Origin of the sequence: Acinetobacter sp. YH12236 (genome assembly GCF_013417645.1) — a bacterium.
Taxonomy (GTDB): Bacteria; Pseudomonadota; Gammaproteobacteria; order Pseudomonadales; family Moraxellaceae; genus Acinetobacter.
On record NZ_VPDM01000015.1, the window covers coordinates 44,520 to 58,306 of the forward strand.

Annotated in this window: 10 protein-coding genes; 5 read left to right on the plus strand and 5 right to left on the minus strand. The window is 44.7% G+C overall.

Annotated features, from left to right (window positions below; genetic code table 11):
* Positions 1–37: 37 nt before the first annotated feature.
* From FTV14_RS08495 to FTV14_RS08515, 5 genes are all read right to left on the minus strand, one after another.
* Complete coding sequence (locus FTV14_RS08495; RefSeq protein ID WP_004783336.1) at positions 38–457, minus strand: biopolymer transporter ExbD; 420 nt, start codon at positions 455–457, stop codon at positions 38–40.
* A 20-nt stretch (positions 458–477) separates the two neighbouring features.
* The gene (locus tag FTV14_RS08500) at positions 478–903 is read right to left on the minus strand and encodes a biopolymer transporter ExbD (protein WP_005234255.1); all 426 of its coding nucleotides are present in this window, start codon (positions 901–903) and stop codon (positions 478–480) included.
* Positions 904–918: 15 nt separating this feature from the next.
* Positions 919–1,803, minus strand: coding sequence for a MotA/TolQ/ExbB proton channel family protein (locus FTV14_RS08505; RefSeq protein ID WP_180053761.1), 885 nt, complete (start codon positions 1,801–1,803; stop codon positions 919–921).
* Positions 1,804–1,842: 39 nt separating this feature from the next.
* Positions 1,843–2,547, minus strand: coding sequence for an energy transducer TonB (locus FTV14_RS08510; protein WP_180012860.1), 705 nt, complete (start codon positions 2,545–2,547; stop codon positions 1,843–1,845).
* 137 nt (positions 2,548–2,684) lie between these two features.
* Positions 2,685–5,342: a TonB-dependent receptor gene (locus tag FTV14_RS08515; protein ID WP_180053762.1), complete on the minus strand. Its 2,658-nt coding sequence runs from the start codon at positions 5,340–5,342 to the stop codon at positions 2,685–2,687.
* 725 nt (positions 5,343–6,067) lie between these two features.
* Between FTV14_RS08515 and FTV14_RS08520 the strand changes: the two genes are divergently transcribed.
* The 5 genes from FTV14_RS08520 to FTV14_RS08540 are packed head-to-tail and all read left to right on the plus strand — an operon-like array spanning position 6,068 to position 13,785.
* Positions 6,068–7,825: an ABC transporter substrate-binding protein gene (locus FTV14_RS08520; RefSeq protein WP_180053763.1), complete on the plus strand. Its 1,758-nt coding sequence runs from the start codon at positions 6,068–6,070 to the stop codon at positions 7,823–7,825.
* A gap of 22 nt (positions 7,826–7,847) precedes the next feature.
* Entirely contained in the window at positions 7,848–9,650 is a 1,803-nt protein-coding gene (locus FTV14_RS08525) for an ABC transporter substrate-binding protein (RefSeq protein WP_180053764.1), read from the plus strand.
* 19 nt (positions 9,651–9,669) lie between these two features.
* Entirely contained in the window at positions 9,670–11,673 is a 2,004-nt protein-coding gene (locus tag FTV14_RS08530; protein ID WP_180053765.1) for a M3 family metallopeptidase, read from the plus strand.
* A 17-nt stretch (positions 11,674–11,690) separates the two neighbouring features.
* Entirely contained in the window at positions 11,691–12,629 is a 939-nt protein-coding gene (locus FTV14_RS08535) for an ABC transporter permease (RefSeq protein ID WP_004783323.1), read from the plus strand.
* Positions 12,630–12,636: 7 nt separating this feature from the next.
* Entirely contained in the window at positions 12,637–13,785 is a 1,149-nt protein-coding gene (locus tag FTV14_RS08540) for an ABC transporter permease (RefSeq protein ID WP_180053766.1), read from the plus strand.
* Positions 13,786–13,787: the final 2 nt, after the last annotated feature.

The window sequence follows — 13,787 nt, forward strand, 5'->3', positions numbered from 1 at the left end:
AAACCCAGCAGATGCTGGGTTTTTTGATTCTATAGACTTAAGAATTGTTGTTACTGACAATTCCGATTTTTTTCACTTCCAGACGCTGAGCCGCAGCCATCACCATCGCGATATGCTTGTATTCAGTTGCACGATCAGCCTTGATTTTAATCTGATCCTGATCGGCTTTTTGCGCCACGGTCTTGAATAAGGCTTCCAGCGCTTGAGCATTGGCCACCGGCTGATCATTCCAGAAGATCTGGCCTTGAGCATCGAGACGCAAATTCACAATCTCTGGCGGTTTTTCCTCAGTCGGTGGTGGTGTACCATTCGGCAGGTTGATATTAATCGAATTATTCGGCAACGGAATAGTGATAATAAACATAATCAACAAGACCAGCATGACATCAATCAATGGTGTCATGTTGACGTCCAGCATTACATCATCATCCTGATTTGAGCCAACATTCATTCCCATAACTGGATTCTCCCTCAATCTTAAGGTGAAGCGGGCGGGGTCGTGACAAATGCAATCTTGCCAATACCTGCTTGCTGGGTAGTACTGATGACCTGATCAATCGCTTCAAAAGCTGTTCTTTGATCACCGCGAATATGCACCTCAGGCTGAGGACGTTTCTGGGCTTCTGCCTGTAAACGGGTCAGTAAAATTGCCTTGTCCGGAATATAGGATTCATTCCAGAAAATATCGCCATTTTTATTGACTGCCAGCTGGATATTTTCCGGCTTGGTTTCATACGGGACATTACGTTCTTCAGGCAGATCGACCGGTACGGTATGAATTGCAACCGGTACTGTAATCAGAAAGATAATCAGCAGTACCAGCATCACATCAACCAGAGGCGTGGTATTAATGGTACCAATGACCTCATCATCGCTGTCGTTTGAATTGACCATCATTCCCATGGTTGACCCCCATTTTTATTTTGTGTCGCGGTGAACAGGATTGTTTGAGCTGATTTCGCCGCTCAGTAGTACAGCATGCAGGTCAGAACCGAAGGTACGAACTTCTTCCATCACCGCTTTATTACGACGAGTTAACCAGTTGTAACCAAGTACTGCCGGAACTGCCACAGCCAGACCGATTGCAGTCATGATCAGTGCTTCACCGACAGGACCAGCAACTTTATCGATTGATGCCTGTCCTGAAATACCAATTGCAGTCAGTGCATGGTAAATGCCCCAAACAGTACCAAACAGACCTACGAAAGGTGCAGTAGAACCGACTGTAGCAAGGAATGCCAGACCACCACTCAGATGGCTTTGAATCTTGTCGACTGCGCGTGAAATAGAAATCGTAACCCAGGTATTAAAGTCGATACGTTCAAGTAAAGTGCCGCCATGGTTTTTGGTTGACTTGATGCCTTTTTCAGCGATAAAACGATATACGCTGGCTTCATCCAGATTTTGTGCTGCATTGTCCAGTGAAGAAGATTCCCAGAACTGATGCTCTGCTTCTTTGGCTTGTTTGCGAATCTTGCCTTGTTGCAAGCACTTGGTGATCATGATGTACCAGGTACCGATTGACATGATCACCAGAATGAACAGGGTCACTTTAGACACCATGTCACCTTCTTTCCACATGGCTTCCAGACCATAAGGGTTGCTGGCAGGTTTTTCAGCTGCAGCAGGTGCTGGCGGTGTAGGCCCAGCGACAGTCGCTGGTGTGGTTTCTGCAGTTTCAGTGACTGTCGTTGCAGGTGTAGGGGATTCTTCAGCAAATACGGTTTGCAAAGGGAGTAAAGTACTTGCCGCAATGACACTTGCAGCAGTGATATTTTTTAAAGTGTGTCGTGCGTTTTTCATAATGAATCTCCTCATTTTGTTTTTAATCTGTTGTCTGGATCAGTCCAAGATAAATTCGTAGGGAATGTCGTACCAAGATTCTTGTGGTTCACCATTTTTCATTGCAGGTTTAAAGGTACATAAGCTGAAAGCCTTGGACGCTGCACGGTCGAGTGAACGACTGCCACTGGATTTTTTTACTTTGGCCTCTTTCACTTTGCCGTCGGTATTCACAAAGACAGAGATCAGCACATTACCTTGCTCTTCCTTCATTGATGCATCACGTGGATATTCCGGACTCTTACAGCCAGCTTCGCCTTGAGATACGCCACGTGTAACGCCAGTTGGTTGCGGTGGAGCAGCAGGCGCCGCTGCAACAACTGGGGCTGGTGCAGCCACTGGACTTGGGGATGGTGTTGCTGCAGCTACAGGTGTTGGTTCTGCAACCGGTTGAGTGACTGTTGGTGTAGGTTGTGTTTTCTGTACTGGAACCACTTTTTCTACCGGTTTAACCTCAGGAACCTGTGCCACTTTTTCTACAATTTTAGGTGGCTCAGGTGGGGTTTCCTTGGGTGGCTCTGGTTCTGGTGGTTTAATATCCTGAATAATCATCAATTCAACCGGTTCTTCTGACGGTTTGATGATGTCTTTTGCCATACCTGCCATTAGCACCAGGCCCACCAGGATATGCAAGAAAATCACGACACCAATTCCAGTCAACTTTTTGGCGGAGCTTTTTTCTATGTCTTCAAACGTTGTGCTCATCATGACTCCTGGAATTTAAGACAAACAAGAAATAACGGTTTATTTCAAAGCTGATGTAGCTGCATTATTTTTTGTTTGGCTAAAATGATATGAATACTGCAAATACAGCATGGCGCTGTATTTGCAGAAAGCTTGTCTTAGAATTTGTAAGTACCACGGATATAGTAAGTACGACCTGTAGGATCTGAGTAACGAGGGTCATAACCGTATTGGAAGTTATCCAGAACATCAGATGCAGCAGGCTCTTCATCAAAGATGTTGAGGATACCGCCAGTCAACTCCAGGTTTTTGAAGCCTTTATAAGTTGTCGCGAAGTTATAAAGTGTGTAGTCACCCACATCACGTTCGCCAGAGTAGTCTTCATAACCACGAGTGAACTGTTGTTCAAAGATCATTTTCCAGTCTTCATAAGACCAGTTCAGGTTGGCAACATGTTTCCAGCGAACTACTGCCGGGTCTTCATATTTGCCTACCAGACCAGACCATTCACCGCCTGGTTCACTTTGGTAGTCCAGATTGATCACGTAAGTACCATCAATACCGAAACCGAAACGACCAGTAGATGTTTTAGGTGTCAGGTAGTTCAGGCTCAGGTCTACACCAGAAGTTTTTAAACCGCCAGAGTTCATCAGGGTAGTACGGATGTGCTGGATACGGCCTTCGCTATCACGTACGAAACGGTCAGCATAAAGGTCTGGATCATCAAAGATTGATGATTCACCCACTGTACCTACCAGACCATCGATCTCGATATTGAAGTAGTCAGCAGTGAAGACCAGGTTTTTGATTGGTTCAAATACTAAACCAGCAGTGAATGATGTAGATTCTTCTGGTTGCAGGTCAGGTGAACCACCTTGGGTACGCTTAAACTGGGTATTACATTCAACCTGATATTTAGGTTCGACTGGCGTGCCACCTGGACATAACACAGGGTCATTGTATTTCGCACCTGTCCAGGTTTCACTGATTGGCGCGTTGATTTCGTACAAGCTTGGTGCACGGAAACCGGTGCTATAAGATGCACGGAACATGACTTCCTTCATTGGTTCCCAACGAAGACCAACTTTCGGGTTGAAGGTATCACCGAAGTCGCTGTAGTCATCATAACGGGCAGCAATTTGAGCTTCCAGGCTTGGCAAGATTGGGATCTGGAATTCAGTAAAGAATGCTGTGATGTCACGATCACCCTTACTGATTGGTTTGCTCGGATCAATACCAGAACCTGGTACTTGAGCCACGATTTCAGAGTTTACTTTTGCTTCCCAGTCTTGAGTCGTGAAGCTACCACCGAAGGCAAAGCCAACATCACCTGCAGGTAATTCAAAAATTGGACGGCTGATTGTAAAGTCTGCAGTTGTAGACTCTAAAGAGGCGGTGTTAGTTTCGCCATTAATCACAAATGATTCCCAAGGGGTATCGCCTGGACGTGCTGGACCGAATGGGTTAATACGACCTTCATTCAATGCAGTTTGCAGGTTGCTACGATGTAAGTAACCCCCTGTAAACTCATCAATTGCTTCACTTTTCGCGTATGACACGCCTGCGTTGATATCCCAGCCTAATGCCTCACCTTCAATACCTGCAAAGAAGCGGTGAGAGTCATTGGTTGACATACTTTGACGGTTGCCTGCCTGAGAACGGAGGTAAAGTTGAAGTGGGTCACCGCTTAACTCGCCATCTGTAATAGCTGGAGTAATACCATTACCTGGATAGTATTGGCTGCTTGAAGGTAAAGTCACGGTACGGCCATAAACGTCTGGTGCAATTGAAGTGGATACTTCAGAACGTGTAAACACGTATTCACCAACCGCATTTAATGAATCATTAAGCTTGAATGTCCCTTTACCTAATGCAGACAGTGTTTCAACCTGTGGTTTGATAGCAATCAAAGCCTGCGTATTCAGGTAACAGAAGCCGTCATCTGGAGAAGACCATGGAACATTATTACAGTCATCTGGATATGGGTTACCTAAGTAACCAGTGGTTGGATCATAGATGTTTGCCGGGAAGCCGCTTGCAGAGCCGGCATCAATACCTAATTCAGGAATTACACCACCACGGCGGCTGACTTTACGCTGTTGAGCATGGATCTGGTTAGATTTACGGTAGTCCAAGACACCCATGACGTTAAAGCCATTTTCATCCAGGTCACCGAAACCACCGAAGATCGCAGCTTGTTGTTTCTCACCACCTGAATGTTCAGTTTCATGTAAGGCTCCGGTAACGCCTAAGCCATTGTATTCAGATTTGGTGATGAAGTTGATTACCCCCGCAATCGCATCTGCACCATAAACTGCAGAAGCACCATCACGTAAAATCTCAATACGGTCAATCATCGCCATAGGGATGATGTTTAAGTTGGTACTATCTGTACTGAATGCACTATAGGCAAGACGGCGGCCATTTAAAAGCACAAGCGTTTTGTCTGAGCCTAGACCACGTAAGTTGGCTGTAGAACCTGAAGTATTACTTGCACCTACGTTTTGAGCAGTAGAGAAACCAGCCTGGTTGGCGCTGACTTTTACTAAAGCTTCTTCAACAGTAGTTACACCCTGGTTCGCAAGATCTTCACCTTTGATGACGGTGATTGGTGAAGAACTTTGTGCAGCAACCCCCTTGATTGATGAACCCGTCACTGTCACTTTCTGAACTTTAGTTGGCTGTTCAGCAGATGCAGCTTCTTCGGCATGGGCCAGCGGCAGACACATCATACTTAAGCTGAGTGCGCTTAACTTGAGTAGTCTTTTGCTGACGGTTGGAGCCCCCATAGATCCGACCAATTTATTTTTTTTCATCGTAAATTTCACCCTTTTGTTATGTGAAGTAGTGCTGGGTTGATCTAAGCAAGGCGAATGCCAACTTATAAAATTTTATATTTTTATATTTTTAAGTTATTGAAAAATATTAATTTAATTGAATTTGGTTTGATTTAGTCGAGTTATACTGAAGAAAAATTAAGAAGTCTGTGTATCGAATCTGAAGAAAGAAGGAAGAGAGAACCCTGTGAAAGCAATAAATAAATATTTAATGAATAAGAAAGTAGTCCAAAAATGAGAGGGAAATTGAATAAAGTTTAATCATGGTGCATAATTTTTACATAAAATATACAATATTTTTTTAAAATAAATTATTTATAATACAATTACTTGTGTTTATTTATTGTTTACCTAAAGGTATACAATAGTGCAATAAGATGAAACAGGGTTGAGTTATTTTTGTGCGAAATGAACTTCAGTAAGAATTTTGAGGATAAAAATTTAATTAATGATTCATGGAAAATATTATGTTATTCATAATGTTTTAAATAATTAATAAAAATAAACTTTTTTCAGTTAAAAACAGGAAGAAATCCCTATTTTTTGCAAGGATGGCATGAAATTCGCTTTGTTCAGTGTATTCCATCTGTCCAGCTTTGACCCATCCATTGAAGCAAATATGGGATGATGTATTTAAAACTTCCTATAGCAATAAAACTTCAAGATAAAGAATAGGTACAAATTTGAAATCAGCACTTTTTAGCATGACGATTTTGGCCTTGGCTATGAGCTCGGGGCAAACTGCCTGGGCAAAATCATCTGCACATCCGGATAAAGTTTTAAACCTGGCTTTCGAAGCACCTGATGACGGTTTTGATATGGTCAAAACCTATAATTTTTATAGTGGTAGCGTGGCTGAGGCCATTTTCGAGCCTTTGTTGCGTTATGACTATCTGGCCCGGCCTGCAATTTTGGCCCCCAATACAGCCGAGTCTTTACCCGTCGTTGAACAGGATGGCAAAGTTTATACCTTTAAAATCAAGCCAGGAATTTATTTCAGTCCGGATCCAGCCTTTCAGGGCAAGAAGCGTGAACTGGTTGCCCGGGATTATGTTTATTCCATGCAAAGGGTAATGGATCCGAAAAACCATTCGCCTTCTTTTTCCTTTATCGAAGGCAAAATTCTTGGCTCGGATCAAGTCATCCAGCAGGCCAAAAAAACGGGCAAATTTAACTATGATGCTCCGATTGCCGGTTTAAAAGCCCTAGATAAATATACCTTACAAATTACCCTGACCCGTTCAGACCTGAACTTTCCTTACATTCTGGCCTATGTCGCTTTTGCTGGCACTGCACGCGAAGTCATCGAACATTATGGCGATCGGGTAGGTCAGCACCCAGTCGGAACAGGGGCATACCAATTACACAAATATGTGCCGCGTAGCCGTATTGAGCTGACGGCTAATCCAAATTATCGCGGTTTTGTCTGGAACTTTAAGGGGGATGGTTCAGAGTGGGATCAACGGATTGTCAAAGCCATGCAAGGCAAGCAGATGCCGCAAATCGGCAAGGTCAAGATCAGCATTATTGAAGAAGAACAGTCACGCTGGCTGGCTTTAAAATCTGGACAATTAGACTATGACAAACTGACTGCGAGCGGTGCTGAACAGGCACTGGAAAATAAGCAGCTGAAAAGTGAATACAAGAAAAAAGGCATCCTGCATTATCCGAATAAAGAACCGGAAATCACCTATACCATCATGAATATGCGTGATCCGGTGATTGGTGGGAACTCACTGGAAAAAATTGCACTACGCCGTGCCATTGCCTTGTCCTATAACCAGAAAGAAGCCATCCAGCAGCTATATAAGGGGCATGCTGTTAAAGCTGAAATGATTCTTCCTGAAGGCGTGGGCGGATATAACCCGAATTATAGAAGCAGTATTGCCTATAACCCATTACTCGCCAATAAACTGCTCGATCGTTTTGGCTACAAGAAAGGCGCCGACGGTTACCGCACCTTGCCTGATGGCAAACCATTGGTTTTGAAAATGAACTCGACCAGTTCAAGCTCTTCCGTTATTTCTGCGGAGCTATGGAAAAAGAACCTGGATGCAATTGGAGTAAAAGTTGAATTTAAAGTCAGTAACTTTGCCGACAATTTAAAAGAAGCCACCCAGTGCAAACACATGATGTGGGGTGGTGCCTGGATTGCAGATTATCCGGAAGGGGAAAACTTTGCCCAGTTGCTGTATGGCCCAAATGCCCAGCAAGGTAACCTGAGCTGCTATACCTCTAAAGCCTATGACGCGCTGTATCAAACTGCGATGAAACTGCCGCCTCAGCAACGTACTCCATATTATGAGCAGATGAACCGCCAGATGGAGGCAGATAATCCGTGGATTTTGCACAATACCCGGGTACGCAACTGGCTGATTCACCCACAGGTACAGGGCTTTAAGGCACATCCGGTGACCAGGGCAGTTTGGCAATATCTGGATATTGAACCTGTTAAAAAATAACTTGAGAAGATTAAGAACCAGTATGAATGTGAATACAAACACTTTAAAAAAGCTGGCCAGTGGGGTTTTAATGGCCAGTTTAATGATGGCAGGTGCTGCACCCACATGGGCTGCCAATCCTGCCAATCCGAATAAAGTCTTAAAAACGGTCTTTCCTGCGGCTGAAACCGGTTTCGATCCCGGTTATATCCATGACCGTTATTCGGCCAAGATTAACTCGGCAATTTTCGAAACCTTATATACCTATGATTATCTGGCCTCACCAGCGAAACTGGTGCCATTGACTGCGGTAGATATGCCTCAAATCAGTGCAGACGGTTTGACTTATACCATTAAAGTTAAAAAGGGCATTTACTTTGCAGATGATCCGGTCTTTGGCGGTAAAAAACGTGAACTGACCGCCTATGACTATGCCTATTCTCTAAAGCGTCTCTTAGATCCAAAACTTAATTCACCAAATAGCTGGTTGCTGGATGGTCGGATCAAAGGGCTGGAAGCATGGACAGCCATGGCGAAAAAAAATGGCAAAGTCTATGAAAATCTATTTGAAGGTATTCAGACTCCAGATCGCTATACCTTGGTACTCAAGCTGAATAATCCGGATCAGAACTTTCCGATGTTGCTGGCCCACGGTCCAGCTGCCGCAGTTGCACGCGAAGTCATTGAAAAGTATAAAGACAAAGCTGGCTGGGTAATGAGTAAGCCGGTCGGTACAGGGCCTTATGTACTTAGTCGCTGGACACCGGGATCACGCATTATCTTAAAGCCAAATCCGGCTTACCGTGGTTTTGTCTGGAATTATAAAGCCAATAGTGCAGAAGACCAGGCGATTGTCAGTGCGATGCAGGGCAAAAAAATGCCTCAAATCGGCACCATTGATGTGCGTGTCATTGAAGAAGCCCAATCACGGATGTTGTCATTCAAGAAAAATGAACTGGATCTGGTTGAAATCGACGGCGATCTGGTCGTGCAGGCATTGGATGGTGACAAGTTAAAACCTGAGCTGGTCAAGCAAGGCATCAAGCTGTCACGCATGTTGGAGCCATCGATTAACTACCATTACTGGAATATGCAAGATCCGGTAGTGGGTGGTTTTACGCCAGAAAAAATAGCCTTACGTCGTGCGATGGCAATGGCTTTTTCTGTTGAAAATATGATTAGCGTACTCCTTAAAGGAGATGGTGCAAAACTGCACATGCCTATTCCGCCAGGAGTTGCAGGCTATTCACCCGCTTATAAAACCAGTACACCATATTCGGTCAAGGCAGCCAACATGTTGCTGGATCGCTATAACTATAAGATCGGTGCGGATGGCTGGCGGAGAACTCCTGAAGGTAAACCTCTGGTGATTGAACTGATTACGGCCAATACCAGTCGTGGTCAGCAACAGGGCGAATTCTGGAAAAAGACCTTAGATAATATTCATATCAAACTGACCAGTAAGGCCATGCCATTTGCTGAAGGCATTAAGCTGGAAAAGCAATGTAAAACCATGTTTAAAAGCTCTGCATGGATTGCCGACTATCCGGATGCTGACAACTTCATGCAGCTGTTCTATGGCAAAAACGTCAATGTCACCAATAATGCCTGTTTCAAGCATGCGGAATATGACCGTTTATATGAACAGAGTCAGAGCATGCCACCGGGTCCTGAACGGGATCTGGTTTATCGCAAAATGACCCGTATTCTAGAGGTCAATATGCCAACCATGATGCTGTATAGCACCTACCGTAATGCATTAGCGCAACCTCATGTTATTGGACACAAGTCCCATCCGATTCTGTCTACAGAATGGATGTATATCGATATTGATACTAAAAAGTAAGAAAAAGCTGGAGATGATGATGACATTAAAACACTTGAAATTTACCACACTCTGTCTGGCGATGATCGGGGGATCTCAAACCGTCATGGCAGAGACCCAAACCCAGCTTTTGCCTTTATTCAAGGCTGCAGAAATTCCGGCATTGTGCGATGCCAATCTGGATAAAATGCAAAAAGATATCCAGAAATTTGAAAGCCAGAAAATCAAAAATAAGGCTGAAGCCCGTCCTTATCTGGCAGCTTGGGATACATTGCAGGCATCGATTGGTGATTTTGTTTCACCTATCGGTTTATATAGTAATGTCGATCCTGATCCGGCCTTGCGTCAGGCAGCAGATGACTGTGAGCTGAAAATCAGTAAATACCTGACTTCCATGTATCAGAGTCCAAAACTGTATGCCCAATTCAAGAAACTGAAAGCCACAGATCCGGTCGATGAGAAATTCCTGAAAGATATTCTGAATCAATTTGAAAAAACCGGGGTACAACTCAGCGCAGAGAAACAGAAGCGTCTGAAGGAAATTATTGAAGAAAGTACCAAACTGGGGCAGGACTATTCCAAGAATGTACGTGATAACCCTGAAAAAGTTGAATTCACTGTTGCAGAGCTGAAAGGTTTACCTGAGAGCTATATCGCCGGTTTAAAGAAAAATGAAAAGGGCAATTATCTGCTCGGCTTCGACTATCCGGAATATCAGCCATTTATGGAGCTGGCAGAGAGTGATGAAGCTCGTAAACGTTATCAGACTGCCTATACCCGCCGAGGGACTGAGAAAAACCTCGAATACATGAAAAAGGCTATTGATCTGCGTTATGAACTGGCCCAGCTGTTTGATAAAGATAGCTATGCGTATGTTGCCTTAAAAGATCGCATGGCCAAAACCCCAGAAGCAGTCAATAGTTTTCTGGATGAGGTCTATGCCAAAGTTGCGCCATTAGAAAAGCAGGATGTTGAAGAATTACGTCAGTTCAAGGCAGAAACCTTAAAAATTCCGCTGGAAAAAGCAGAGATTGAGCGCTGGAGCCAAGGCTACTGGAGTGAAAAACTGCGTCAGGCCAAATATAAGGTGGATCAGGAAAAACTGCGTAATTATTTCCCGACTGAAGCGGCGCAAAAATGGTTATTTGCCGTATCCTCCGAATTATATGGGATTGAATTCAAGCCGGTAAAAGTCAAAGCCTGGCACGATGAAGTTGAATACTATGCCGTGCATGACAAAGCCACCGGTGAGTTTATGGGCGGACTTTATGTCGATAAATATCCACGTGAAGGCAAATATGGCCATGCTGCAGTCTGGGGCGTTTATGGTGGCAGCCGTTTAAATCATCGCCGTCCGGTCTCTGTTTTGGTGACCAACTTCAACCGTAAAGGTCTGAACAGTAATGAGCTGGAGACTTTTGTACATGAAATGGGTCATGCGCTACACGGAATATTATCGAAGACCCGTTATACCGAGCAGTCAGGTACATCGGTAGAGCGTGACTTTGTTGAAGCACCTTCGCAAATGTATGAAGAGTGGGCGCGCCGTTTCGAGACTTTATCTAAAGTAGCGGATTACTGTGAACCTGCTTGTCCTCGTGTCGATGAAGCCATGACCGAGCGCTTAAAGAATGTGAAAAATTATGGTCGCGGTCTGCATTATGCCCGTCAGACTTTATATGCTCAGTACGACATGGCCCTGCACGGTAAAGATGCGAAAAGTATTGATCCATTAAAACTCTGGCAGGATATGGAAAGTAAAACTGCGTTGGGCTCTGTTCCAGGTCAGCAATTCCCGGGTCAGTTCGGACATTTGATGGGTGGCTATCAGGCGGGTTATTACAGCTATATGTGGTCTGAAGTGCTGGCACTCGATATGTTGTCTGCTTATGGTGACCATCTGATGGATCCAAAAGTCGGCATGCACTATCGTGAGACTGTACTGGCACAAGGCGGACAAAAGCCGGGCGATCAGATGGTTAAGGATTTTCTGGGCCGTGATCCGGACAGCAAAGCTTTCTTTAATGAAATTTCAGGACATTAAGTCAAGGAAGGAAAGCGATGCTGGCATATATTATTCGAAGGATTTGGCAAATGATCCCCACCATGCTGGGGGTGATTCTGCTGATATTCCTGTTATTTAACTGGGTCGGGGGAGATCCGGCCTATATCCTGGCCGGTAAAATGGCCAATGCTGAGCAGATTGAAAATATCCGCCAACAGCTCGGGGTCGATCAGCCTTATTACGTACAACTGTGGATTTTCATCCAGCAGATTTTGACCTTTGATTATGGCGTGAGCTGGAGTACCGGTGAGTCGGTATCCCAGATTATTACCACGCGTTTGGGGCCATCACTGACCATTTTGATTCCACTCACGATTCTGCAAACGATTGTTTCAATCATTTTGGCACTTGGGGTAGCTTCAGTGCGCGGTTCACTGACTGACCGCATGATCATGATGCTGTGTACCATCGGTATGTCGATCAGTATTCTGGTCTATATCATCGTATTCCAGTACGTCTTGGCTTATGAACTGAGCTGGTTCCCGGTACAGGGCTGGAGCGATAACTTTACTGAAAATTTATTCAAATATGCACTATTGCCAGTATTAATCATGCTGGTGGTGAGTATTGCACCGACTTTACGTCTCTACCGCAGTTTTGTTCTGGATGAAGTCAATCAGGATTATGTCCGTACCGCACGTGCCAAAGGTCTGGGCGAAAGCCGCATTCTGGGCGTGCACGTACTGCGCAATGCTTCGATTCCAATCATTACTGATGTCATGGCGGGACTTCCGGCTTTACTGATCGGTGCTTTCCTGATTGAACGTTTCTTCGGTATTCCTGGCATTGGCCGTGAAGTGATTATCGCAGTTGAACGTTCTGACTTTCCGGTAATTAAAGCGATTACGGTCTATGTTGCGGCTGCGACCATGTTATTTAACCTGATTGCCGATCTGATCTATAAATGGGTCGATCCACGTGTACAGTTGAAGTAGGTGAATTATGCTGAGTGCGATATTTAAAAAAGAGCAACATGCTTCAGCAGTGCCTGAGTCTGCTTCAACCGGATTATGGCAGCTGGCGTTGCGTCGTCTGAAACGTGACCGTATTGCGATGTTCTCCCTATTTGTGGTGCTGTTTTATCTGCTGATGTTGCTGCTTTCCATGACCGGTATGATTGCCAAGGACTGGAATAAAGAAGTAGCGGTGAGTTATGCACCCCCAAGCTTTATCTATACACCGTCTATGCCTGGAGCGGCAGGTGAAGATCAAAGTACTGAATCTGCCGTAGTACCAGTTAATCCAGTTGATCCTTTAAAAGATGTGATTGCAGAACTGGAAGCAGAAATTGCTGCTGAACAGGGCGCAGGTGTGATTGATTATTATGGTGTAGTCGATCCACTGGCTGAAGATATGAAAGCCATTGATCAGGAATTAGGGGGTCAGTTACTGGATCAGAGTAGTGAGCTTAAACAGAGCCTGTTCTTTGGCGCAGATAAATGGGGTCAGGATGTACTACTGAAAACCATTAAAGGTGCAGAAACTTCAATCTTGGTTGGCCTGATTGCTGCGCTGGTTGCGGTGGTGATTGGTACAGTACTTGGTGCGATTGCTGGCTATTTCGGTGGTTGGGTCGATGATGTGCTGAACTGGTTCTACAATATCTTTACTTCTATTCCTTATCTGTTGCTGGTGTTAGCGATTGCAGCAGTACTGCAACAAAAAGGGATCTTATCGATTATCCTGATTTTGGGTCTGACCGGCTGGACCGGGGTATTCCGCCTGGTTCGTGCGGAATATATGAAGCATACTGCACGTGAATATGTACTGGCAGCGAAAGCCATTGGGGTAAGCAATATGCGCCGTATCTTCGTGCATATTTTTCCGAATGTCAGTCATATCGCTTTGGTTCAAATGTCCATTCTTGCAGTGGCCTTTATCAAGTCCGAAGTCATTCTCAGCTTCTTAGGCTTTGGCGTACCGATTGGTGTGGTGTCATGGGGTAGTATGCTGAATGAAGCGCAAAGCGAGCTGATTTTAGGCAAATGGTGGCAGTTGACTGCGGCATCGGTGGCGATGGCGGTACTGGTGACAGCTTTCTCAATGTTTACTGATGCATTACGTGATGCATTAGATCCAAAACTGAAATAGGA

Excerpts from the sequence above, each read along its gene's own strand:
- FTV14_RS08495 (WP_004783336.1), bottom strand. The coding sequence starts at position 457 with ATGGGAATGAATGTTGGCTCAAATCAGGATGATGATGTAATGCTGGAC.
- FTV14_RS08500 (WP_005234255.1), bottom strand. The coding sequence starts at position 903 with ATGGGAATGATGGTCAATTCAAACGACAGCGATGATGAGGTCATTGGT.
- FTV14_RS08505 (WP_180053761.1), bottom strand. The coding sequence starts at position 1,803 with ATGAAAAACGCACGACACACTTTAAAAAATATCACTGCTGCAAGTGTC.
- FTV14_RS08510 (WP_180012860.1), bottom strand. The coding sequence starts at position 2,547 with ATGAGCACAACGTTTGAAGACATAGAAAAAAGCTCCGCCAAAAAGTTG.
- FTV14_RS08515 (WP_180053762.1), bottom strand. The coding sequence starts at position 5,342 with ATGAAAAAAAATAAATTGGTCGGATCTATGGGGGCTCCAACCGTCAGC.
- FTV14_RS08520 (WP_180053763.1), top strand. The coding sequence starts at position 6,068 with ATGACGATTTTGGCCTTGGCTATGAGCTCGGGGCAAACTGCCTGGGCA.
- FTV14_RS08525 (WP_180053764.1), top strand. The coding sequence starts at position 7,848 with ATGAATGTGAATACAAACACTTTAAAAAAGCTGGCCAGTGGGGTTTTA.
- FTV14_RS08530 (WP_180053765.1), top strand. The coding sequence starts at position 9,670 with ATGACATTAAAACACTTGAAATTTACCACACTCTGTCTGGCGATGATC.
- FTV14_RS08535 (WP_004783323.1), top strand. The coding sequence starts at position 11,691 with ATGCTGGCATATATTATTCGAAGGATTTGGCAAATGATCCCCACCATG.
- FTV14_RS08540 (WP_180053766.1), top strand. The coding sequence starts at position 12,637 with ATGCTGAGTGCGATATTTAAAAAAGAGCAACATGCTTCAGCAGTGCCT.